Source organism: uncultured Paracoccus sp. (assembly GCF_945915435.1).
Classification (GTDB): domain Bacteria; phylum Pseudomonadota; class Alphaproteobacteria; order Rhodobacterales; family Rhodobacteraceae; genus Paracoccus.
Window position 1 is genome coordinate 23867 of the sequence record NZ_CAMEFG010000004.1, and the last position, 22608, is coordinate 46474.

The 22608-nt window shown below is 68.2% G+C and carries 16 protein-coding genes; 4 read left to right on the plus strand and 12 right to left on the minus strand.

All coding sequences use genetic code 11. The features are described from left to right. Positions 1–57 precede the first annotated feature (57 nt). A complete protein-coding gene (locus Q0O97_RS02355; RefSeq protein WP_294924287.1) occupies positions 58–3822 on the minus strand; it encodes a calcium-binding protein in 3765 nt (1254 codons plus the stop codon). Positions 3823–4352: 530 nt separating this feature from the next. Here Q0O97_RS02355 and panB point away from each other — a divergent pair. Together panB and panC are read left to right on the plus strand one after the other, a co-directional pair. Then, positions 4353–5204 carry a 3-methyl-2-oxobutanoate hydroxymethyltransferase gene (gene panB / locus Q0O97_RS02360; protein WP_294924290.1) on the plus strand — a complete coding sequence of 284 codons (852 nt, stop codon included), beginning with the start codon at positions 4353–4355 and terminating at the stop codon, positions 5202–5204. Beyond that, positions 5201–6052 (plus strand): pantoate--beta-alanine ligase, encoded by an 852-nt coding sequence (panC, locus tag Q0O97_RS02365; protein WP_294924293.1) that lies wholly within the window; start codon positions 5201–5203, stop codon positions 6050–6052. The genes panB and panC overlap by 4 nt, the downstream gene beginning before the upstream one ends. Before the next feature lies 1 nt (position 6053). Here panC and Q0O97_RS02370 read toward each other — a convergent pair whose 3' ends face one another. From Q0O97_RS02370 to Q0O97_RS02400, 7 genes are all read right to left on the minus strand, one after another. After that, a complete protein-coding gene (locus Q0O97_RS02370; RefSeq protein ID WP_294924296.1) occupies positions 6054–7043 on the minus strand; it encodes a TRAP transporter substrate-binding protein in 990 nt (329 codons plus the stop codon). Between the two features lie 12 nt (positions 7044–7055). Further along, a complete protein-coding gene (locus tag Q0O97_RS02375; RefSeq protein WP_294924299.1) occupies positions 7056–8312 on the minus strand; it encodes a TRAP transporter large permease in 1257 nt (418 codons plus the stop codon). Next, a complete protein-coding gene (locus tag Q0O97_RS02380) occupies positions 8309–8893 on the minus strand; it encodes a TRAP transporter small permease (RefSeq protein ID WP_294924303.1) in 585 nt (194 codons plus the stop codon). Before Q0O97_RS02380 ends, Q0O97_RS02375 begins: the two co-directional genes overlap by 4 nt. Further along, positions 8893–9663, minus strand: coding sequence for an ABC transporter ATP-binding protein (locus tag Q0O97_RS02385; RefSeq protein WP_294924306.1), 771 nt, complete (start codon positions 9661–9663; stop codon positions 8893–8895). Before Q0O97_RS02385 ends, Q0O97_RS02380 begins: the two co-directional genes overlap by 1 nt. Beyond that, on the minus strand, positions 9660–10700 hold the full coding sequence (locus tag Q0O97_RS02390; RefSeq protein WP_294924309.1) for an iron ABC transporter permease: 1041 nt from the start codon (positions 10698–10700) through the stop codon (positions 9660–9662). Before Q0O97_RS02390 ends, Q0O97_RS02385 begins: the two co-directional genes overlap by 4 nt. A gap of 2 nt (positions 10701–10702) precedes the next feature. Beyond that, positions 10703–11803: an ABC transporter substrate-binding protein gene (locus Q0O97_RS02395; RefSeq protein ID WP_294924312.1), complete on the minus strand. Its 1101-nt coding sequence runs from the start codon at positions 11801–11803 to the stop codon at positions 10703–10705. A 70-nt stretch (positions 11804–11873) separates the two neighbouring features. Beyond that, positions 11874–13280 (minus strand): ATP-binding protein, encoded by a 1407-nt coding sequence (locus tag Q0O97_RS02400; RefSeq protein WP_294924315.1) that lies wholly within the window; start codon positions 13278–13280, stop codon positions 11874–11876. Positions 13281–13421: 141 nt separating this feature from the next. Here Q0O97_RS02400 and Q0O97_RS02405 point away from each other — a divergent pair, with 141 nt between their 5' ends. After that, complete coding sequence (locus Q0O97_RS02405) at positions 13422–14270, plus strand: alpha/beta hydrolase-fold protein (protein WP_294924318.1); 849 nt, start codon at positions 13422–13424, stop codon at positions 14268–14270. Positions 14271–14345: 75 nt separating this feature from the next. On the opposite strand, the gene Q0O97_RS02410 is transcribed toward Q0O97_RS02405, so the two are convergent. Genes Q0O97_RS02410 through Q0O97_RS02420 form a run of 3 tightly spaced genes read right to left on the minus strand, consistent with a single transcriptional unit; the run spans position 14346 to position 20102 of the window. Continuing rightward, complete coding sequence (locus Q0O97_RS02410; protein WP_294924321.1) at positions 14346–18224, minus strand: amino acid adenylation domain-containing protein; 3879 nt, start codon at positions 18222–18224, stop codon at positions 14346–14348. A 1-nt stretch (position 18225) separates the two neighbouring features. Then, entirely contained in the window at positions 18226–18465 is a 240-nt protein-coding gene (locus tag Q0O97_RS02415) for a phosphopantetheine-binding protein (RefSeq protein ID WP_294924324.1), read from the minus strand. Continuing rightward, a complete protein-coding gene (locus Q0O97_RS02420) occupies positions 18462–20102 on the minus strand; it encodes an AMP-binding protein (RefSeq protein ID WP_294924326.1) in 1641 nt (546 codons plus the stop codon). Before Q0O97_RS02420 ends, Q0O97_RS02415 begins: the two co-directional genes overlap by 4 nt. A gap of 156 nt (positions 20103–20258) precedes the next feature. Between Q0O97_RS02420 and Q0O97_RS02425 the strand changes: the two genes are divergently transcribed. Beyond that, positions 20259–20822: a cytochrome b gene (locus Q0O97_RS02425; protein ID WP_294924328.1), complete on the plus strand. Its 564-nt coding sequence runs from the start codon at positions 20259–20261 to the stop codon at positions 20820–20822. 15 nt (positions 20823–20837) lie between these two features. On the opposite strand, the gene Q0O97_RS02430 is transcribed toward Q0O97_RS02425, so the two are convergent. Further along, a complete protein-coding gene (locus Q0O97_RS02430) occupies positions 20838–22496 on the minus strand; it encodes an FMN-binding glutamate synthase family protein (protein WP_294924330.1) in 1659 nt (552 codons plus the stop codon). Positions 22497–22608: the final 112 nt, after the last annotated feature.

Below are 22608 nucleotides of genomic sequence, written 5' to 3' on the forward strand. Positions count from 1 at the left end.
CGAAAGAAGGACAGGCCCGCGCCGCGGACCCGTCAAGCGGTTTTCAGGGGGTTGCCGTCAGGCCCAGAACAGGTCCTGCCCGACGCCGCGCAGCGTGATCGTGTCGCCCCCGTCGAAGCGCACCACCATGTCGCCCGCCTCGTCCGTGTCGAAGGTAATCCCCCGGTCGGCATATCCGGCCAGGTCGCCATCGACGAGGATCTCGGTCCCCTGGACGAACAGCCGGTCGGTGCCCAGCTCGAAGTCGGTGATGACGCTGGTGCTGTCGGGCGTGCCCCTGGCGTTCTGGAAGATGAACGTATCCGCCCCCGGCCCGCCGGTCAGCAGGTGGTCCTGGCCAAAGACGGTGCGCACGAAGATCACGTCGTCGCCAAGCCCGCCGTTGATGGTCGAGTTCCCGCTGCCGCTGTCGATCGAGTCGTTGCCCGCCTCGCCCATCAGCACGTTGTCGCCCGAAGTGCCGCGGATCGTGTCGTGCCCGATCCCGCCGTGGATGGTGTCGTTGCCGCCGCCGCCCACCAGCAGGTCGTGACCCGCACCGCCCATGATCAGGTCGTCGCCCGCACCGCCATTCACGGTATCGGCGCCAAAGCCGCCCTGGATGGTGTCGTTGCCCGCACCACCGTGCAGGAAGTCGTCGCCCTTGCCGCCGTCGATCAGGTCGGCGCCCGCACCGCCCAGAATGCGGTCGTCGCCCGCGCCGCCGTTCAGCGTGTCGTTGCCCGCGCCGCCGTTCAGGAAGTCTTGCCCGGCCCCGCCCTCCAGCAGGTCGTTGCCGTCGCCGCCGATCAGCCGGTCGTCGCCACGGCCGCCCAGCAGGGTGTCGTCGCCGGTCCCGCCGTTCAGCGTGTCGTTGCCAGGCCCCCCGATCAGCAGATCGTCGCCAGCCGCGCCTTGCAGAAGGTCATGGCCCGCGCCGCCCTCCAGCGTGTCGTTGCCCGCTCGGCCATTGATCGTGTCACTGCCCCCAAGGCCCAGGATACGGTCGTCGCCCGTGGTGCCGCGAATAAGCTCGGACCCGTCATTGCCGCGGATCGTGCCGTCGGGATCGACGGTCGGCGGCGGGGCAGGCTGGGGATCGACCGGCGGACGGCCCGTCACCGGCGGATCGACCGGATCGGGATCGACAGGCTCGGGGTCGGTCGGATCGGGATTGTCGGGCCGGGGCGCGCCGCCCTCGGCGGTGCCGATGAAGGCATCGGGGTCGCGCTCTTCCCACCAGCCGGGATTGTTGCGGTTGAACTCTTCCAGCGCGGCCCAGCGGGCGGACACGTCGTCGATATGTTCCAGCGCGCCCCATGACCCCCATTGGCTGTGGCGGCCCACATCGACGAAGGCGTTGAACAGCGTCCCGCCCGCGTCGCGCCAGCCTTGCAGCAGCAAGGCGTAAAGATCGCCCATCCGGTCGTGCTGGTTCAGCCAGGTGAAGAAACCGGTCAACTCGTCGTCCCCGACCCAGCGGCCGACGCCGACGACATGGGTGCCGCCCTCATACATGACCAGTTGCAGCCCGTGACGGTCGGCGACCTGCTTGTGATAGGCGAATTGCTCGAACAGGTCCTGCAACGAGCCGTCCGTATCGCCCGTGACCGAACCGTCCAGCAGTTCGCGAAAGGCGAGTTCGCCCGCGTGATCGTAACGGTGGCTGGCGATATAGGCCTCGCGCGGCTGACCGGACAGGCCAAGCCGGTCCGCTTCGGCCTGCGCCCGCGACATCGATTCGGCCAGCCAGGACTTGACCAGCTCGGGCTTGTCGCCCCGGCCCAGCCCGCCGTCGAAATAGCCGGTCACGGCATAGCTGTCGAAATAGCTGGCGGGCGCGCTGCTGCCGGGATTGCCCGCAACCCAGCGGGGCGCGTTCAGGATCGCATCCTCAAGCCCCAGCCAGCCGGTCTGGGTGGCCAGCACCTTGACCACCCTGTCATCCGCCTGATCGCCATAGACCCGGTCGATGATCTGCGCCATCTCGGCGGCCTTGCCGGCATAGAACTGGACCCAGGCATCGCCGGCGCCCGGCCATTGCGCCTTGCCCTGCGCATCGGCCCATTGGGCCTGGTCGAACTGCCAGTTCCAGACCTCGTTCGAATATTCGAAATGGGCCTTGAGACCGGGGTCCAGGTTGTCGCGGACATAGGCGGCGAAGTTCTGGATATATTCCGGCGTCGCCAGGTGCGGAAGGGTGAACCAGGGATCGGTGCCGGTCTGGTTGGCCAGTTCGACCATCACCTCCAGCGGGACGCCCGCGCTGGTGGCCCAGCTATAGTCGCCCGCCTGCGGGCGGTCAGCCCATTCCGACTGGCGCGAGTCGTTCGTCTCCATCCAGTCCATGAAGCGCAGCGAACGCATCTGGCCGACCAGCTCCAGCCAGGCGGGATTGAAGATCGCGCCCTGGTCGAAGGCCGGGATATGGTCCTGGTGGACGATCTCGATATTGCGGATGTGGTTGCCCTGCTGGGTCGCGGTGATGTCGATGGTGACCATGCCGCGCCCGGTGGGGCGATAGTCGAACCAGATCTCGCCATCGCCATAGGTGACGTTCGATGCCCCGGCGATCTCGATCTGGCCTTCGCCGTCATGGGTCAGCCGATAGCGCCCGGCGGCGGAAACCATGTCGGCGGGCAGTTCGGTCAGGATCAGCGTGCCGATGGATTGCGCGCCGTCGGGCAGCCGCGTGGGCCAGCCGTTTTCGTCCAGCACCGCATCGACCGCATCGCGCGAAACGCCGCCCCACCTGCCCGGCTCGTGCCCGGTCCATTCGCGGGCGGTCTTGAAAACGTCGAGGAAAGGCGATTGCGTGGTCCAGTCCTCGACCCCGTTCAGGCCCAGGCCGACCGAGGGGTTGGTCAGGTGCCCGTTCGCCCCGCCGCCGGGATTGCCCGGATCGGGAACGCCGGGGGCCGGATCGACGGGCTCGGGCGCAGGCTCGGGCGTGGGTTCGGGTTCAGGTTCAGGTTCCGGCTCGACCGGCGCAGGCTCTGCCGGCGTGGGATCGACGGGCGCAGGGTCGACCGGCGCGGGCGAGGCCCCGCCGTCGTTCACCCCGTCGCGGTCGTATTCGTTGACCGTATCCCATGCGATCTTCTGGAACGCCTCGGCCATCTGCGCCGACGGCGCCGGGAAATTCCCGCCCCACTGGTTCGTCGTCTGGTTCGTCAGCCCCGACGGATCGGTGCCGAAGATCGTGGCAAACATCACCACCGCTACAAAATACATACCAACATCCGTCAGGTGGATATCGTCGCTGAACAGTTCGGTGATCGAGTTCACGCCGGGCACCTGCCCCGCCTCGATCGCGTCATGCAGCTTGACCATAGCCTGCCCGGCGGGGACGAGCAGCATCGGTTTCGTGCCTTCGGGGCGATTGGCGTTCACATGATCGACAATGGATTCCCATTGCGCGGCATCGTCCAGGATGCGCTGCCGCCATGCGGCGGGGTTGCCGTCGATACCCGCAAGGTTGAAACCGTGCCAGGTCTCATACATGTAGACCTGCGCATCGGGATTGGACGAAACCGCCAGGTTGAAGTAATTCAACGCCGCGCCATTGGCGTTGGAATAACGGATATGTTCGGCAAGCGGGATTGCCTCGGTCAGCACGACGACATCGTAATTTCCGCTTGCCAGCGCATTGCGCGCATTCTGGCCCTCGGCCCCCGCGCCATTGTTCCAGTTATAGCTCAGCGGCGCGCCGTTGATGATCTGATAGTCGATATCTCCTGCCGCTCCGCCATCCCGGACAAGGCTGTCCATCATACCCGGCAGCCGTGGGCTGACCAGGCTGTGGCCGACGTAGAAGACGTTTGAACCTAAAGGCGACGACATGGGATTCTCCTGTATTTCAAGCGGTTCCCGGCCTTCTTCGGGGAAGGATGGTTCGGACGGACATGCCCGCGGCAAGGCGCGAAAGGCATGCAGTCCCCGCAGCGCAGGCAATACCCCAAGGCATCGCCATCCCGCCTGAAATCCGCATTTCAGACATGCCCAGCCACGATAAACCGATCACCCAACAGAAAAAGGCAGCTTCCACTGCATGCGCTTTTGTTGTGGGATATGGATCATCCGTCAAGTTACCGCTAAATACCGGGTGGCAGGGTTCCGCCGACAATTCCAGACAATTGGGCGGAGTTGCCGATTCAAATACCCGCAATAACATTTTCAATTATATATTTTACACCCCTGGATTGAAACACTTGGAAAACCTTACTATCCGAACTTGTCGCCCGGACCTCTGAACGCTTCCGTTTTCGGGCTTCGGGTCCCGCGCGGCGAATCACCCTTTGCTTGGCCTGCGGATCGTCAACTGCTATGGCGCAGGCGTCCCGCCCGTGGACAATCGCAAGTGGAGGACGAGGATGAGCATCACCCCAGCCGCAAAGGGCCGCATCACGCCCGACGACATACGCGCAGCCAAGGGCGCCGCGCCGATCGCCTGCCTGACCGCCTATACCACGCCGATGGCGAAGCTGGTCGATCGGTCCTGCGACGTGCTGCTGGTCGGCGACAGCCTGGGGATGGTGCTGCACGGGCTGCCCTCGACCCTCGGCGTGACGCTGGAGATGATGATCCTGCACGGACAGGCCGCCGCGCGCGGATCGCAACGCGCCTGCCTTGTCGTGGACATGCCCTTTGGCAGCTACGAGGAAAGCCCCGAACAGGCCTTCCGCAACGCCGCCCGCCTGATGCGCGAGACCGGCTGCCAGGCCGTCAAGCTGGAAGGCGGCGCGCATATGGCCGAAACGATCCGCTTTCTGGTGGCGCGCGGCATCCCCGTCATGGGCCATGTCGGACTGACCCCGCAGGCGGTGAACACGCTTGGCGGCTATCGCGTGCAGGGCCGGGGGCAGGCGGGCACGCGCGTCATGGACGATGCCCTTGCCGTGGCCGAGGCTGGGGCCTTCTCGGTCGTGCTGGAGAAGCTGCCCGCCGCGCTTGGCCGCCGCATCACGGAAGCCCTGCCCGTGCCCACCATCGGCATCGGCGCGGGCGTGGACTGCGACGGGCAGATCCTTGTCATCGACGACATGCTGGGCCTTTTCGCCGATTTCCGGCCCCGTTTCGTCAAACGCTATGCCGAACTTGGCGGGGACGCGGCGCAGGCGATCCAGGCCTATGCCGACGAGGTGCGCAGCCGCGCCTTTCCCGCGCCGGAACATGCATTTTCGGACAGCCCCCAGGACAGCAAGGCCCAGGACAGCAAGGGATGAGCGCGCCGATCATCCGCCAGCCCGGCGAATTGCATGCCCTGACCGATGCATGGCTGGCGGCGGGGCAGGTCATCGGCGTGGTGCCGACGATGGGCGCGCTGCATGACGGGCATCTTGGCCTGGTGCGCATGGCCCGCGAAAGCTGCGACCGGGTGATCGTGACGATCTTCGTCAACCCCCGCCAGTTCAACAACCCCGAGGACCTGGCCCGCTATCCCCGGACCGAGCAGGCGGACGCCGCGCTGCTGGCCCCCCTGGGCGTCGATGCGGTCTTCGTGCCGGATGGCGCGCTGATCTACCCGCCCGGCCATGCCACGAGCGTTTCCGTCACCCGGATCACCGACGAACTGGAGGGCGCGCACCGGCCCGGCCATTTCGACGGCATGGCGACGGTGGTGACGCTGCTTCTGAACCTGACCCGCCCGCACCGCGCCTATTTCGGGGAAAAGGACTGGCAGCAGTTGCAGGTCGTCCGCCAGATGGTGCGCGACCTGCACATGCCGGTCGAGATCGTCGCCTGCCCGACCACCCGCGCGCCGGACGGGCTGGCGCTGTCCTCGCGCAACCAGCGGTTGACGGCGGCGGATCGCGAAAGGGCCGCGCTTCTGCCCCGGACGCTCTTCGACGCCGCCCGCAGGATCGAGGCGGGCGAGGATGCGGCCCCCGTGCTGGCGCAGGCCCGCGCCGCGCTGGCCGGGGCGGGTTTCGGCCCCGTCGATTATCTGGAACTGCGCGACGCCCGGACGCTGGCGCAGCCGCAGCCCGGCCAACCCGCCCGGCTGCTGGCCGCGGCCTGGCTTGGCGGGGTGCGGCTGATCGACAATATCGCCGCCACCCTGCCCGGATAGATCAGTCGGCTTGCAGGGCGCGGGCCTCATCCTCAAGCTGGACCAGCAGGGGGGTGCGCTCGCGCCAAGTCTCATACCACTTTTCGACCGCATCGCCGAAGATCTCGGGACCGGGGCGGATGATCGGGGCACCTGCCTCGGTCAGGCGGGCGCGATAATCGGCGTCGATCTGCGGATAGGCGGCGCGGATATGGGCGGCTTCCTCGGCCACCAGCCGGGCGATCAGATCGCGGTCGGCAGGGTCCAGCGACTGCCACTTGCGGCCCGAGGCGACGGCGAACATCGGAAAGATCATATGTTCGCTGTCCAGGATCACGGCGGAATAATCCTGGAAGCGGTTGTTCCACGTCCCTTCCAGATCAAGCTGCATCCCGTCGATCTGGCCGTTGGCATAGGCGTCGAACAGATCGGGCAGCGGCAAGGGCGTCGGCACCGCGCCGGCGGTGGACCAGAAGTCCAGTTCCTGCGCCAGCGGCACCGTGCGGATCTTGCGCCCGGCGACGGTCCCGCCGTCAGCCAGCGGACGCGACAGCAGCACGATACGCATTCCCGCCATGCCATAGCCCAGCCCATGCAGCCCCAGCGGCGCAAGGTTGTTTTCCAGAAGCGAGGCCGCCGTCGGCCCCTCCAGCAGACGCGCGGCGGTCTCGGCGTCGGGAACCAGGTAGGGCGCGACCAGGATGCCGAAATCGGGGTCGCGGTTGGCCAGTTCGCCCACCGTCAGGAAGGCCATGTCCAGCGCGCCGGAACGTAACTGTTGCAGCATCTGCGCCTCATTCCCCAACTGCCCCGAGGGCATGACGGACAGCACCAGCCGCCCTTCGGTCTGCGCGTTCAGCCTTTCGGCCACGGCATGGGCCGAGATCGTCCATTGATGCGAGGGCGGCGTGATCATGCCGATACGCAGCACCTCGGCCCCGGCCATCTGGCCAAGCCCCCCGACCAGAAGGGCCATCGCGGCCAGTCCACGGCGAAGAACGGAAAACGACATCTTAACCCCCAATCAATTGGCATTCATTGCGGCGATGACCGACAGGCCCGCGACGACCGCCAGCACCGCCCCGAAAAACGGCATGAGCAGCCAGGACAGCCGCTCGGCCCGCACCCCGGTCAGCAGCGAGGCCGTGTATAGCCCCGCACCCACCGGCGGCGTCAGCAGCCCCAGCGCAAGGTTGACGCAAAGGATGATCCCGAAGGCGATCGGGTCGATCCCATAGGTTGCCGTCGCCACCGGCAGCAGCACCGGCGCGACCAGGATGATCGCCGGGATCGGCTCCAGCACGGTGCCAAGGGCCAGCAACAGCAGGTTCAGCAGCAGCAGGAACATCAGGGGCGAATGCGCCCATTGCTGGATCAGCTCGGCGGTGGCGGCGGGCAGGTTGTCGAAGGTCGCGACCCAGCCCAGCACCTGCGCGGCGGCGACCAGATAGATCACCGCGCCCGAGGTGACCGCCGTGCGCACCAGCGCCACGCCAAGGTCGGGCAGACGCAATTCGCGGTAAACAAACCCGCCGATCAGCAGCGTGGCAAGGCCCGCGAAGGCGGCGGCCTCGGTCGGCGTGGCCAGCCCGCCGACGATGGTGCCGACAGCCAGCACCGGCACCGCGACGGCGGGCAGCGAATCGGCGATGGCGCGGGCGCGCGCCGCCGCGCCAAGGGGCGGGACCTTGGGCAGGTTGTGGCGCCAGCCCAGCCAGGCGATGACCAGCGTGAAGGCCAGCGCGATGGCCAGCCCCGGCAGGATGCCCGCGATGAACAGGTCCGCGACCGGCACCTGCGCCACCGCCGCATAGACGATCAGGTTCATCGAGGGCGGGATGACCGGCGCCAGCAACCCGCCCGCCGCCGTGATCGTCGCGGCAAGGTCGCGCGGATAGCCGGCGCGCACCATCTCGGGGACCGCGAGGCGCGACATCACAGTCAACTGCCCCACGGTCGAGCCGATGACCGTCGCCACCATCAGGTTCGCCAGCAGGCTGACATAGGCCATCCCCGCGCGCACCGGCACCATCAGCGCCGAGGCCAGCCCCAGCAGGCGGCGCCCGATCCCGCCCGCGTTCATCAACTCGCCCAGCAGGATGAACAGCGGCAGCGCCAGCAGGCTGGAGCTTTCGATACCCGCGAAAAGCTGCTGCTGGAAGCCTTGCAGCAGCAGCCCGTGCCCGCCCACCGCAACCATGACCAGCGCGGTCGCGATCAGCACGAAGGCGATGGGCACCCCAAGCGCCAGCAGCACGCAGCAAAAGGCCAGCGCGATCATGCGGGCACCTCGGACCGGGGCGGGATGCGACCCGCGATGTCGTCGGCCAGCACCGCCAGCGCATGGACCACCGCCACGGCCAGCGAAACCGGGACGATCAGCCAGAACCAGACCTTGCGCAGGTGCATGGTCAGCATCGGCTCGGACCAGGTGAAGTTGAAACTGGCCTGGGCATAGCTGCGCGCATCGCCCGCGCGCCACAGCCCCACCGGGTCGAACCACAGCCAGCACAGCCACGCCATGACCAGCAGGAAGCACAGCACCAGCAGGTCGCACAGCACCGCCAGCCGCTGCCGTCCCTTCGGCGACAGCCGGTCGGGCAACAGGCCGATGGCCATGTGCTGGCGCGTCGCGATGCAGACCGAGCCGCCGATGAAAGCCAGCCAGACCATCAGATGCACCGCCATTTCCTCGGCCCACAGCAGCGGCTGGCCGTAATGGCGCAGCACCGCATTGGCGGGGATCAGCGCGAAGATGACCGCCGCCAGCGCCGCGCCCAGCAACAGCTCGGCCCGCAGCAGGTGGCGGCTGATCGCGCCAAGCACGCCATGCGGCGGGGTGTCGGGCAGAAGGTCCTTCATCACGCGCGCTCGGCGTCGATCATCACGGTCAGCCGCCCCATCGAACAACGCTCGACCCGCGCCTCGACGCCGTAGACCTGCGCCAGCATGGCCGGGGTCAGCACCTGCTCGGGGGCGCCCGAAGCGTGAAGGCGGCCATGTTCCAGCACCACGATCCGGTCGGCCCAGCGCGCGGCAAGGCCAAGGTCGTGCAGCACGGCGATGACGACGCGGCCCTCGGCGGCAAGGCGGCGCAATTCGGCCAGCAGGCGCACCTGCCGGGCCAGATCCAGCGCGCTGGTCGGCTCGTCCAGCAGCAGCAGGCGGGGATCGCGGACGATGGCCTGCGCAAGGCTGACCATCTGGCGCTGGCCACCGGAAAGCTGTTCAAGCCGCTCAAGCGCCAGATCGGCGATACCCAGCCGCTCCAGCACCGCCATGACGCGCGATTCCGCGTCGTGGATGCCCAGTTGCCCCCCCGCGCGCAACGCCGCGATCACGCTTTCCAGCACGATCAGCGTCGAGGCCGAGGGCAGCGTCTGCGGCATGAAGCCCACCACCTTGGCACGGCGGTTGGCGGGCAGCCGCGCCAGATCCTCGTCCCCCAGCGCGATCCGGCCCTGATAGGGGGCAAGCTGGGCGATGGCGCGCAGCAGGGTCGATTTGCCCGCCGCGTTCGGCCCGGCCAGCACGGTGACCTCGCCTGCGTGCAGTTCGGGCAGGCTCAGCCCCTCGATCACCCGGCGGGCGCCGTAGCGGACGTTGACGTCCTGAACGCTCAGCCCGCTCATCTGCGCGCGCCCCCGCGGAAGATCAGCGAAAAGAAGATCGGCAACCCGATCAGCGAGGTCACCAGCCCGATCGGCAGCAGCACGCCCGGCACCACCACCTTGGCCAGCGTCGAGGCCAGCGACATGATCAGCGCCCCCGTCAGCAGGCTGGTGGGCAGGAAGAAGCGATGATCCTCGCCCACCAGCATCCGTGCGATATGGGGACCGGCAAGGCCGACAAAGCCGATGACGCCGACCAGCGACACGGCACTGGCCGACAACAGGCTGACGCGCAGCAGCGTCCAGCGGCGCAGCGATTCGACATTCACGCCGAAGCTGCGCGCCTGGTCGGCGCCCATGCGCAGCGCGGTCAACTGCCAGGCGGCGCGCAGCGAAAAGGGCGCGGTCACGAGCAGCACCACGGCCAGCACCCCCACGCTGCGCCATTCGGCGGCGGCAAGGCTGCCCATCGTCCAGAACACCAGTTGCTGCAAGGCATCGGGCGAGGCGATGAATTGCAAAAGCGACAGCAGCGAGGCGGCGGCGAAGCTCAGCGCGATGCCGAACAGGATCAGCACCTCGGGACCGCCGCCGCGCAGGCGGCCAAGCAGTTGCAGCAGCCCCAGCGCGCCAAGGGCGAAGACGAAGGCATTGGCCGACACGCTCCAGACGGCGGGCAGGAAGGGAACGGTCAGGCCCAGCACGATGGCCGTCGCCGCCCCCAGCGCCGCGGCGGCGGACACGCCAAGGGTGAAAGGCTCGGCCAGCGGGTTTTCCAGCACGGTCTGCATCTCGGCCCCCGCAAGGGCCAGCGCGGCGCCCACCAGCAGGGCAAGGGCGGCGACGGGCAGGCGCACCTCCCACACGATGATGGCGGTGCCGCGCGGCACGTCGGTCCCGCCCGTCAGCGCGGCGATGGTATCGCCCAGCGGCAGCCCGGCGGGACCTGTCATCAGGTCCAGCAACACGGCCAGCGCGGCCATGACGGCCATCACCACGACCAGCGCGGCGCGGCGGCGGTTTTGCCGGTGATAACGATCGAGCAGGGCTTGCGTCATGGCTACCGCCCTGGCCGGACCCACCAGGTGCCGGGCACCTCGACGGGGGAAAAGCGTTCCTGCAATTCGGCCTGGGTGGCGTCGGGGTCCAGGTCGGCGAACAGTTCGGGGTGGAAGCTCTGGACCAGGAACTCGATCAGCGAGATATGGATGGGCGAATCGTTGAACATCTGCCAGACGCCCGCCGCGCGCCCTTCCTCGACCGCGCGCAGGCTGGAAATGCCCCGCCCCGCCAGCAGCGCGGCAAAGCTGTCCTGGGTGGTCTCGGCCTCGACCCCCGAACCCAGCACCAGCCCGCCCCGCGCCGCCATATGCGTGCCGCCGGTGGCGATATAGACGTCGGGATCGGCGCCCAGCAGGTATTCCAGGCTGACGTTGCCAACGATGCCCTGCACCGCCTCGGCCCCGATATTCTCGCCCCCCGCCGCGCGGATGAAGTCGTTGAACACCCCCGTCCCCGCCGTCGAGCAGCAGCCCTGCGGCGCGGCATGGACGTGGAAGAAGACGCGCGGCCGGGTGATCGCAGGATCGGCCAGCCGGTTCGAGATACGGTTCAGGCGGGTCTCGTAGAACTCGATGAATTCCTCGGCGCGCGCCTCGGCCCCGGTCAGGGTGCCCAGGATGCGCAGGCTGGGCATCGAGTTGGTCAGGGGATGGGAATAGAAATCAACATAGACGACGGGAATGCCTGCCTGCTCGATCCTCTGGCGCGAAACCTCGGCCCCCGGATCGCCAAGGTCGATGGGCGTCAGCACCACCAGGTCGGGTTCCAGCGCAATGATTGCCTCGACCGACAGGTCGCGATTGCCCGATCCGACGGGCCGGATCGCGTCGATCTGCGGAAAGCGCGCGCGATAGGCGGCCAGCGTCGGTTCGTCCAGACCGCGCGCCATGCGCCAGCCCGCGACCAGCGACACCGGGTCGTCATGGATCAGGCCAAGGACCGCAAGATGGCGCGCCTCGGCCAGCACGACACGCTCGGCGGGCCGCTCAAGCACCACCTGCCGCCCGGCGATGTCGGTGACCGCCACCTCGGCCCGCGCGGGCAGCGCAAGGGCAAGGGCGGCAAGCATCGCGGACAGGGCAAGGCGGAAGGGGGTCATCGGCGGTTTTCCATGTCGTGAACGGCAACCGGGGGGCGTGCTGCCCCCCGGCGCCCGGTTTCGGGGTCGCTTATTCGGCGACGGGACGAACGCGCGAAATGCGGTCGCCCGCCGGATCGTCCGCGCCTTGCGACTTGTTGATGACATATGCGGTGCCGTCGTCCAGCACACGCACCTGGTTGGGGTAGCTGCCGCCGTCCAGGTTGGCGACGATCTCGCCTTCGGGATTGACCACCGTGATCGTGCCCGAGCCGCGGACGGTGACATAGGCCAGCCGCTGGTTCGGATCGAAGCTGACGCTCAGCGGGTTGGCGCCGACCCCGACATCATGCAGGATCTCGCCGGTTTCTTCCTTGACGATCAGCAGGTTGTCGCTGCCCTGGCCGACGACGAAAATCAGCCCTTCCTGGCGGTCATAGGCGGCATCCGAACCGGCCGTCAGGTTCTTCAGCGCCAGGACGCGGACCTCGCCGCTGTTCAGATCGACCACGGCCACCTCGGGGGTGCTGATGCTGGCCACGAACAGCTTGCCCGCTTCCTCGTCCATCTGGACGCTGCGGGCGCCGAACGTCTCGCGGCGGATGGTCGAGGTGATCTCGATCGGGTCGAGCGGTTCCAGCGTGGCGGTGTCGAACACCGCGAGATGAGGCTCGAAGCTGGTGCTGAAATAGGCGCGGCCGCGGGTTTCGTCCACCACCACGTCGCGCGGGTGGGCGACCGAACCGGCGTCGAACTGCTTGACCAGCGACAGGTCGTCCTGCTTGTAGACGGCGGCGCTGTCCTGGCGGGTCACGCTGACCCAGACATTGCCGTTCGTATCGTCGACATCGACGCCGTAGACGGCAAAGACGCCGCCATCGCTGCCGTCGGGACGGGCCGGCGCCGCGTCCGGCGTGACCGAGGCCACGACCTCAAGCGTTTCGGGATCCAGCTTGCTGATCGACGATTCCGCGACCGGCGGACGACCGACGGCGGCGGTGACGAAGAGCGCGTCCGATTTCGGGCTGTAGGCGACCTGATACAGCCCGCGCGTCACCGGCTTGCTTTCGACGGTGAACAGATCCTCGCCCGAAAGCGGGACCTGGGGCGAGACCTTCAGCTCGACCACGGTTGCGGCGGCAGGGTTCTCGGCGATGGCGACGACGGGTTGCAGGCCGACGGCGGCCTCTTCGTCAACGGTCAGTTCGAAGCTGACCTCGCCCTCGTCGTTCACGGTCCGCGGGCCGTCGGCGTTCAGCACCGTGGTGCCGCGCATCAGCGTGATCTCTTGCCCCGGAATCAGCCCGCGCCCCGAGATCGTCGCCGTGCTGCCCGGATAGATCGCGGCGCCTTCCGACGGGGCCGCGCGCAGGGCGCCCGCGAAATCCTCGGCAACGGGGGTGAATACGCTTTGCGCGAAGGCGGGGGCCGCAAGGGACAGTGCCAGCGCAGAGGCTCCGATCAGGCTGCGGATCGGAAAGCGAAGATTTCCCTTCATCATGTTCTCCTGAATGATTGATGATGGATTGCAGGCTTGACCGGATGTTACGGACTGGCTTCGATGCCACGCAGCAGTATATTCCCGACAGGGATTGTCAACCATTCCCTGCCCTTAAAAGCGCCGAAGGAAGTTCAAAAGATGTCGCAAACCGGAAAAGTCGGTCCCGATCACGCGCGCAAGCCCGCCAGCCTGCGCATTTTCGACGCCGGGGTCGAAACGCATGAGTTGTCGCAAAGGACCGTGGACTGCGGGCCGGGGCACCGGATCTTTCTGGCGGTGCCGCGCGGGCAAGCCCCGGCGGGCGGCTGGCCGATCCTTTACCTGCTGGACGGAAACGCGGCCTTCGACTTCCTGACGCCGCAGCATCTGGCCGCCGCGCCGGGGCTGGTGCTGGCGGGGATCGGCTATGACACCGACCGGCAATTCGCCCGTGAAAGGCGGACGCTGGATTTCACCGCGCCCGACGGTCCGGGCGACGGCATCCGCCCCGACCCGGTGCATCCGGGGCGGATGGCCGGGGGGGCGGCGCAGTTCCTGGACCGCCTGACCGGCCCGCTGCGGCAAGCGGCCGAGCAAGGCCTGCACATCGCCCCCGCGCGCCGCACGCTCTGGGGCCATTCCTTCGGCGGGCTGTTCGCGCTTTACGCCCTGCTGACCCGGCCCGGCAGCTTCGCGCGTTTCGCGGCGATCAGCCCCTCGATCTGGTGGGACGAGCCGCTGATCCGCCGCATCGCCGGGGCGGCTGACATTCCCCAGCCGCAGCCGCCTCTGCTGGTGGCGCTTGGCGACCGCGAGAAACGCTCGGGCAGCGACGGGCCGCCGCCGGATGCGCCCTCGCCCACGACGATGGCCTTTCTGCGCGACCTGCGCGAGCGGCCCGGCCTTGCGCCGCGCATCCACGTCCTGCCGGGGCTGATCCATATCGAGACGATCGCCGGTTCCCTGCCGCTGGTCCTGCCTTTCGCCAGCGCATCAACGCAATCTTAATCCCCTTGGTGTTTCCTGATCCCAGGGAAAGGGAATTGGGATGCGAATCATGGGACATTCACGGATGGCAGGCGGTCAGGTGCCGTCTAGCAGGCGCAGGATATGCGGCGCGATCAGGCGCGAGGCTTCGGGCGAACTCATCCCCGAATGCATGAAGGGGGTGTCGATGACCTGAATCTTGCGCGCGTAATCGGCCCACATCTCGGGGACAAGGCGGCGTTCCTTGTGATCCAGCGCGGCGCGGAAATGGATCAGCGTGCCGTCGTAGCGGCGATGGTGGTGATGGCGGACAAGGCGGTTCGTATCCGTCACCACCCGCACCACGCCGTCCAGCGCACGCTCGGGCAGCGCACCCAGCGCGGTATCGCCCTGGCGCAGGAAGGCCACCACCGCCGCGCGGCTGTCCAGGTCGCGATGGGCGTCGGGATCGTAGCCCGCGATGGCCAGAAGAGCGCGCAGGGCCTCGACCGGATCGGGTTCGGGTTCGGCCCGCCAGACATCGGCGGGATAGCTGTCCAGCGCGATGACCGCACCGGCGGGTAGGCCCATGTCCTGCAAAATCGCGGCCATGATTTGCGCAACGATCCCGCCAACCGACCAGCCCGCCAGATGCCAGGGACCATCGGGCCGGACCGCGCGGATGCGCGCGATATAGTCCCGCGCCAGCGCGTCGAGACCGCCGGGCAGCGCATTTTCGGGGTCCAGCCCCGGATGCTGCAAGGCCCAGACCTTGCGCGTCCCGCCCAGCTCGCGCGCCAGGTGGCGATAGCCCCAGCCCAAGCCGCCCGCGGGATGGATCAGGAACAGCGGCGCGGGTTCCTCGGCCCCGTCGGCCAGCAGCAGCAATGGCCCCAGCCCGTCGCCACCCTGCCCGCCGCGATCCAGCATCGCGGCCAGCAGCGACAGGACGGGATGTTCAAAGACCGTGCCCAGCCCCGGATCCTGGCCGGTTTCCTCGGCGATGCGCTGGACCAGCCGGACGGCGGACAGCGAATCGCCGCCCAGGGCAAAGAAGTCCCCCTCGGCGGACGGGGGGGTAGGCAGATGCAGGATCTCGGCGTAAAGGCGGGCCAGCATCCGCTCGGTCGGGGTCTCGGCATCGCGGCCCGTGGCGGCGAAATGCGGCGCGGGCAGCGCCTTGCGGTCCAGCTTGCCGTTCGAGGTGACGGGCAGTGCCTCCAGCGCGACCTGCGCGGCGGGGACCATGTAGGCGGGCAGGACCGCGCCGATTTCCAGCGCCAGCCGGTCGGGATCGTAGCCGGGCGCGGGCACGACATAGGCGACCAGCCGCGCCTCGCCGCCATTGTCCTTGCGGGCGATCACGACCGCCTCGCGCGCAAGGCCGGTCTGCGTGATGGCGGCCTCGATCTCGCCCAGCTCGATGCGCAGGCCCCGCAGCTTGACCTGATGGTCCGAGCGGCCAAGGTAGACCACCGCCCCGTCATCGCGCAGCCGCGCCAGATCGCCCGCCGCATAAAGCCTTTCGCCCGGATGGCGCGGATCGGCAATGAAGCGTTCCGCCGTCAAGTCGTCGCGCCCCAGATAGCCGCGCGCAAGCTGCACGCCACCCAGATACAGGTTGCCCGCAAGCCCCGCAGGCACTGGGCGCATCCGGTCGTCCAGCACACAAAGTTCGGTGTTCCAGACCGGGAAGCCGATCGGCAGCGGGTTCGAGCGGTCCTGCGGCGTGGCAGGCCACCAGCTTACGTCCACCGCCGCCTCGGTCGGGCCGTAGAGGTTGTGCAACTCGGCCCGGATACGGCTGTGGAAACGGTCGCGCTGGTCGGGGGTCAGTTCCTCGCCCGAACAAAAGACGCAGCGCAAGGCCAGCCCTTGCGAGGCGCTGGAGGCCAGAAACGCCGACAGCATCGAGGGCACGAAATGCATCACCGTGATCCCGTGCCGCCGGATCGCCTGCGCCAGCGCCACCGGGTCGCGATGCGCGCCGGGGGCCGCCATGACCAGCTCGGCACCCGCGATCATGGGCAGGAAGAATTCCCACACCGACACATCGAAGGTGGCCGGGGTCTTTTGCAGGATGCGGTCGGCGGGGGTGACGGCGTAATGGTCGGCCATCCACAGCAGGCGGTTGACGATGGCGCGATGCTCGATCACGACGCCCTTGGGTTCGCCGGTGGAACCCGAGGTGAAGATGACATAGGCCATGTCCCCCGGCGCGGGGCACCCGGTGGGTGCGGTGCCCGATTGCGGCCAGTCCGCGACGCGCAGCAGCGGCGCATCCGGCGCGAACAGCCCCGCCAGATCGTCCGAGGTCAGGACGGCGACGGGCCGCGCCTGCGCCATGATGCGGGCGATGCGTTCGGGCGGGTGGTCGGGGTCCAGCGGCAGATAACCCGCGCCCGCGCGCAGGACGGCCAGCAGCGCGACCGGCAGGTGGGCGGAACGCTCCAGCGCGACCGCGACGATGCGGCCCGGTCCCGCCCCCATCGCGGCCAGCCGCCCGGCCAGCGTGGCGCTGCGGCGGTCCAGGTCGGCAAAGCTCAGCACCTCGTCGCCGAAACGCACGGCGGGCGCGTCGGGGGTGGCGGCGATCTGCGCGGCGATCAGTTCGACCAGCGTGGTATCGGGGACCGGGTGGCGCGCGGCGTCGCGGCGGGCGTCCTGCGCGGCGATCTCGGCCGGGCTGGCGGTCGGCACGGGGGCCAGCGCGCCGTGACGCAGCGCCGCCGCCAGAAACTCGGGCAGACGCGCGCAATGGCCCGCGACATCGGCCGGGGAATAAAGGTCGGGGTTCGCGTCCACCTCGAACAGGATGCCCGATTGCGGATCGCCGCGGAAGGTCACGGTCAGGTCGTCAACCGCCCCCGCGCCAAGGATATGCAGCCCGACCTGCAAACCCTCGAAATGGGGCGGGCGGTCAAAGGGCTGGACGTTGACCAGCGGCCCGTAAAGCCGCCGCGTGCCGCCGATCAGGCCAAGGTCGCGGCGCAGGTATTCGCTGCGGTAAAGGCCGTGCTTGCGCGCCTCGCGCATCTCGGCGGCCAGGGGGGCCAGCCAGTCTTGCAGGGCCGCGTCCTCGTCCGGGCGCACGGCCTGGGGCAGGACGTTCATCGCCATGCAGGGAACCCGCGCGATCTTGCGGCCCATCCGCGCCATGAAGGGCACGCCGATCACCGCCTGCCCCCCGCTGAAGCGGGCAAGATAGGCGCCGACCAGCCCGGTCAGCACATCCGGCCAGCCCAGCCGGTGGGTATCCGAGAAATCGCCGAGAGCGGCGATCAGCGACGCATCCAGCCAGCGGCTTTCGCGCAGGAAACGGTGGGCGCTGACGGCACGGCCCTGTGCGGGGCCTGTGGCCTCGGGCAGGTCGGCCAGCCGCGCGCGCCACCATTCCCCGTCCTGCGTCCGGCGGTCGGATGCGCGATAGGCCGCATCCTCGTCATCGGCGCGGCTTAGCGGCGGGAAGGGCGCGGGCGCGGGGGCGCCACGCAGGATGGCCGAGTAATGTTCACCGATCCGGTTCGTGACCAGCACCATCCCGTAGCCGTCGATGGCCAGGTGATGGACGCGCTCGTAAAGGAAATGCCGGTCCGGTCCCAGCACGAAGATAGCGAAGGCGGCGGCGGGCTCGTGGGCCAGGTCCAGCGGCCTGTCGCTGTCGGCGCGCATCCGGGCCAGCGCCTCGGCCTGCGGATCGGGGTGGTCGCGCAGATCGATGGTCGCCACGCGGGCAAGGTCGGGTTCCTGCCATTGGCGGGGACCGTCCGGCCCTTGCGCGAAACGCAGCTGGAGGCATTGCGATTCGGCGATGGTGCGGCGCAGGGCCAGTTCCAGCGCGGGCAGATCCAGCGGGCCGGTCAGTTCCAGATACTGGCCGGTGTTCAGGATCGGGTTGGCGGGGTCCAGGGCCTGGGCATACCACAGACCTTCCTGCGCCTCGGTCAGGGCGTGGGTATCCTTGGCGGACAGGTCGAAATCCCCGGCGATATTCATCTTACGCAGCAGAGCCTTCGGGACGCACGACCTGCGCCCACCATTCGCCAAGCGTCGCATATTCCGCGAAAAGGCCGAAGTCGGCCTTCAGCCCCGCCCCTTCCCATTCCATCACCAGCCGCATCAGGCGCAGCGAATCCAACCCCAGGTCGGCCAAGTTGTCACTGTCGCCGATCTCGGACGGGTCGAGGTCGATGGCCTGCGCGATATCGGCGCGCATCCGTTCCAGCGTCAGGGTCATTTGCGTTCTTCCTCCTTCAGGAAGCGGGCGCGCAGGTTCGCACGCAGGACATTGCGGCTGATCTTGCCGACGGCGGTGGTCTGGAATTCGGGCACGAAGACGACCTGGTCGGGCACCTTGAACTCGGCCAGGCCGCGGCTGCGCATGAAGGCCTTGATTTCCGGCGCGCGCGGCGAGGTGTCGGGCTGCGCGATGATGAAGGCGCAGCTTCGCTCGCCCAGGAATGCGTCGGGGATCGAGACAACGGCGGCGTCGAAGACCGCCGGATGGGCCAGCAGGTGATCCTCGATTTCCTCGGCCGAGATCTTTTCGCCCGCGCGATTGATATGGTCGCCCGCCCGGCCCTGCACGACCAGATAGCCGCCGGCCAAGCGTTTCACGATGTCGCCGGTGCGATAGAAGCCGTCGGGCGTGAAGCTGCGCGCATCCGCCGCCGGTTCGTCGTGATAGGCGCGGATCGTATAGGGACCGCGCGTCAGCAGGTGGCCGGGCTGGCCGTCGGGGACGGGTTGGCCCGCATCGTCCAGCACCAGAACCTCGTCATCGGGGCTGATCGGGCGGCCCTGGGTGCCGGTGACGATATCCTGGGCGTCGTCCAGACGGGTGTAGTTGACCAGCCCCTCGGCCATGCCGAAAACCTGTTGCAGGGTGCAGCCAAGGGTCGGGCGGACGCGCGCCGCCGCCTCGGGCGTGAACTTGGCACCGCCCACTTGCAGGACTTGCAGGCTGGAGATGTCGTGTTTCGTGCGCGGCGCAGCCTGCATCCAGAGCAGCGCCAGCGGCGGCACGACGCCGGTGATCGTGACCCCTTCCCGCGCGATCAGGGAAAAGGCGGTATCGGGGCTGGGGTTGGGACACATCACCACGCGCGAACCCGCGTAAAGCGCGCCCATCACGCCGGGCGAACTCATCGGGAAGTTATGCGCCACGGGCAGCGCGCCCATATAGACGCTGTCGCCGTCCAGCCCGCAGATCTCGGCGCTGGCGCGGAAGCTGTAGATATAGTCGTCATGGGTGCGCGGGATCAGCTTGGACAGCCCCGTCGAACCGCCCGAGATCTGAAGGAACGCCACCCGGGACGGATCGACCTGCGGCAGCGGCAGATCGCCCGCGGGCATCGCGTCGAAACCCAGCCAAGGCCCCGGATCGCCGATGACGACGACATGGGCCAGCGCGGGAACCTCGGCCTGCACCTGCCCGGCCAGATCGCGATAGTCGAAGCCTTCGTGACGGTCCGCCACCACCAGCGCGCGGGCACTGGCACGGCGGGCGAAATGGACAAGCTCGGTCTGGCGATGGGCGGGCAACGCATAGACCGGGACCAGCCCGGCCAGGAACAGGCCAAAGACCGCCGGAAAGAAATGCGCGATATTGGGGATCTGCACCAGCACCCGGTCGCCCTGCCGCAACCCCAGCCCAAGATAGCCCTGCGCGGCGCGTTCGGCACGGGCCAGCAGTTCGCCATAGCTCCAACGGTGGTCGGGATCGACGACGGCGATGCGGTCGGGATGCTCGGTCGCGGCGCGGCGCAGGAAACCGCCCATCGTCTCGCCTCGCCAATAGCCCTTTTGGCGATAGCGTTCCGCGAATTCCGCGGGCCAGACCTGGCGCGGCTCGATCACAGGAGCATCTGACACGGGACAAGGACCTCGACTTGCTGAAAAAGCGGCTTCCGCCCCGCAGATAGTGTAACAGAGAAAACTAGTCAACTTTAGGTCAGCCTATTGGTCCGCCCGATCGCAGCGGTTATGTGGGCACCTGTCGAAACCCATCGCAGCCCAAGGACAAACCAGATGCCGCCAATCCCCTTCCGCGACACCCCGCAAGCCTATGGGCTGATCACCCGCATCCTGCATTGGGCGATGGGTGCGCTGATCCTGTGGCAGTTCCTGGGCATGGGCCTGCGGCTGATCTTCGGCAGGCAGCCCTTCGTTTCCTTTTTCGTGGGCAGCCACCAGCCGGTGGGCACGGTGCTGTTCGTGCTGGTCGTCCTGCGCATCCTGTGGGCCGTGGCCAATCGCCGCAACCGGCCCGATCACGGGACCGGGCCGGTCGCCATCGCCGCGCGGCTTGGCCACCTGGCGCTTTACGCGCTGATGCTGATCATCCCCTCGGTCGCGCTGCTGCGGGCCTGGGGGTCGGATCGGGCCTTCGCGCCCTTCGGGTTCCAGATCTTTCCGGCGCAGGAACCCGTCATCGCCTGGACCGGCCAGCTTGCCGGGCTGCTGCATGGCGAACTGGCCTGGCTTTTGCTGGCGGCGATCCTTGGCCATATCGTCATGGTCGCTGTCCACGAACGCAAATGGCGCGACGGCACGCTGTCGCGGATGGCGGGGCGGCCCAGGCCGCAGGGCTGACGCCCGCCCCCTGCCCTAGCCGGCGGCGGCGCGCGCGCGGGGGAAGCGCCCCTGCGGGATCATCTCGGGCGCGAAGCTTTGGGCCGAGGCGCGGTCCCAGCGGCGGTGCCAGCTTTCAAACTCGGCATCGCGGCTGGGGGCGACAAGGAAGCCTTCGGGCAGGTAGGGGAAGGCTTCGTTCCCATCCTCGAAGGTGCCGTCGCCCTGGCGGAACATGAAGTGATAGGGCAGGAACTCGCCCGGTGAGGACAGGCCCGCCGCCCCCGCGATCTCGGCCAGCGCGTGCAGGGTGTTGCGGTGGAAGCGCAGCACGCGCAGCGCCTTGCCCTCGGGTTCCAGCGCGCGCTGGCGCAGCTTGTCCTGCGTGGCGATGCCGACGGGGCACTTGTTCGTGTGGCAGGACTGCGACTGGATGCAGCCGATGGCGAACATGAACCCGCGGGCCGAGTTGCACCAATCCGCGCCAAGCGCCAGCGCGCGGGCGATGTCGAAGGCGCTGACGATCTTGCCCGCCGCACCGATGCGGATGCGGTCGCGCAGCCCCGCCCCGCGCATGGTGTTGTGGACGAAGGCCAGCCCTTCCAGCATGGGCATGCCGACGCGGTTCGTGAATTCCAGCGGAGCCGAGCCGGTCCCGCCCTCGGCCCCGTCCACGGTGATGAAGTCGGGGGTGACGCCGGTTTCCAGCATCCCCTTGACCATGCACATGAATTCACGCCTGTGCCCGATGCACAGCTTGATGCCCACGGGCTTTCCATCGGACAGTTCGCGCAGACGTGCGACAAATTGCATCAACTCGATCGGGGTCGAGAATTCGCCATGCGCGGGGGGCGAGATGCAATCGACGCCCAGCGGGACGCCGCGCGCCTCGGCGATCTCGGGGCTGATCTTGGCGGCGGGCAACATGCCGCCGTGGCCGGGCTTGGCGCCCTGGCTCAGCTTCAGTTCGATCATCTTGACCTGCGGGTCCAGCGCCTGCTTGCGGAACCTGTCGGGATCGAAACGGCCCTGTTCGTCGCGGCACCCGAAATAGCCCGAGGCCACCTGATAGATCAGGTCGCCCCCGTGGCGGCGGTGATGGCGGCTGATGCCCCCCTCGCCCGTGTTATGGGCGAATCCGCCCATCCTGGCGCCGTGGTTCAGCGCCAGGACCGCATTGGCCGACAGGGCGCCGAAGCTCATCGCCGAGATGTTGTAGAGCGACGAGGCATAGGGCTGGCGGCAATCCGGCCCGCCGATGGTCACGCGGAAATCCGTGCCGGTGATCGTCTTGGGCGCCACCGAATGCGTGACCCAGGAATAGCCCGATTCATAGACCTTTTCGGTGGTGCCGAAGGGGCGCTTGTCCTCGACCCCCTTGGCGCGCTGATAGACGAGGCTGCGCGCCTCGCGCGAAAAGGGCAGTTCGTCGCTGTCGCTTTCGATCAGGTATTGGCGGATTTCGGGGCGGAAACTTTCCAGCAGAAAGCGCAGATGCCCGACGATGGGGTAGTTGCGCAGGATCGCATGCCGCCTTTGGATCAGGTCGCGGATGCCCAGCAAGGACAGCAGCAGAAAACCCGCAAAGGGGAAAACCGCCCAGCGCGGACCAAAGGCCCAGAAGGCCGCGAAACCCAGGCAGGCGGCGATGCACAGGGCAAGGATCGAATATCGGCTAGGCTTGGGAATGCGCATTCCTGTCGTTTCCCGCAATTCAAGGAATCAAGAGTTCGACCGGGATCCACCCGGCCACGGCAGCCCGTTTCACGATTATCCAGACACGTTCTCACCCATCGACCGCCCTACC

Coding starts and splice junctions, on each gene's coding strand:
- Q0O97_RS02385 (WP_294924306.1), bottom strand. CDS start 9,663: ATGAGCGGGCTGAGCGTTCAGGACGTCAACGTCCGCTACGGCGCCCGC.
- Q0O97_RS02370 (WP_294924296.1), bottom strand. CDS start 7,043: ATGTCGTTTTCCGTTCTTCGCCGTGGACTGGCCGCGATGGCCCTTCTG.
- Q0O97_RS02355 (WP_294924287.1), bottom strand. CDS start 3,822: ATGTCGTCGCCTTTAGGTTCAAACGTCTTCTACGTCGGCCACAGCCTG.
- panB (WP_294924290.1), top strand. CDS start 4,353: ATGAGCATCACCCCAGCCGCAAAGGGCCGCATCACGCCCGACGACATA.
- Q0O97_RS02415 (WP_294924324.1), bottom strand. CDS start 18,465: ATGACCCTGACGCTGGAACGGATGCGCGCCGATATCGCGCAGGCCATC.
- Q0O97_RS02405 (WP_294924318.1), top strand. CDS start 13,422: ATGTCGCAAACCGGAAAAGTCGGTCCCGATCACGCGCGCAAGCCCGCC.
- panC (WP_294924293.1), top strand. CDS start 5,201: ATGAGCGCGCCGATCATCCGCCAGCCCGGCGAATTGCATGCCCTGACC.
- Q0O97_RS02430 (WP_294924330.1), bottom strand. CDS start 22,496: ATGCGCATTCCCAAGCCTAGCCGATATTCGATCCTTGCCCTGTGCATC.
- Q0O97_RS02390 (WP_294924309.1), bottom strand. CDS start 10,700: ATGACGCAAGCCCTGCTCGATCGTTATCACCGGCAAAACCGCCGCCGC.
- Q0O97_RS02375 (WP_294924299.1), bottom strand. CDS start 8,312: ATGATCGCGCTGGCCTTTTGCTGCGTGCTGCTGGCGCTTGGGGTGCCC.
- Q0O97_RS02395 (WP_294924312.1), bottom strand. CDS start 11,803: ATGACCCCCTTCCGCCTTGCCCTGTCCGCGATGCTTGCCGCCCTTGCC.
- Q0O97_RS02410 (WP_294924321.1), bottom strand. CDS start 18,224: ATGAATATCGCCGGGGATTTCGACCTGTCCGCCAAGGATACCCACGCC.
- Q0O97_RS02400 (WP_294924315.1), bottom strand. CDS start 13,280: ATGAAGGGAAATCTTCGCTTTCCGATCCGCAGCCTGATCGGAGCCTCT.
- Q0O97_RS02380 (WP_294924303.1), bottom strand. CDS start 8,893: ATGAAGGACCTTCTGCCCGACACCCCGCCGCATGGCGTGCTTGGCGCG.
- Q0O97_RS02425 (WP_294924328.1), top strand. CDS start 20,259: ATGCCGCCAATCCCCTTCCGCGACACCCCGCAAGCCTATGGGCTGATC.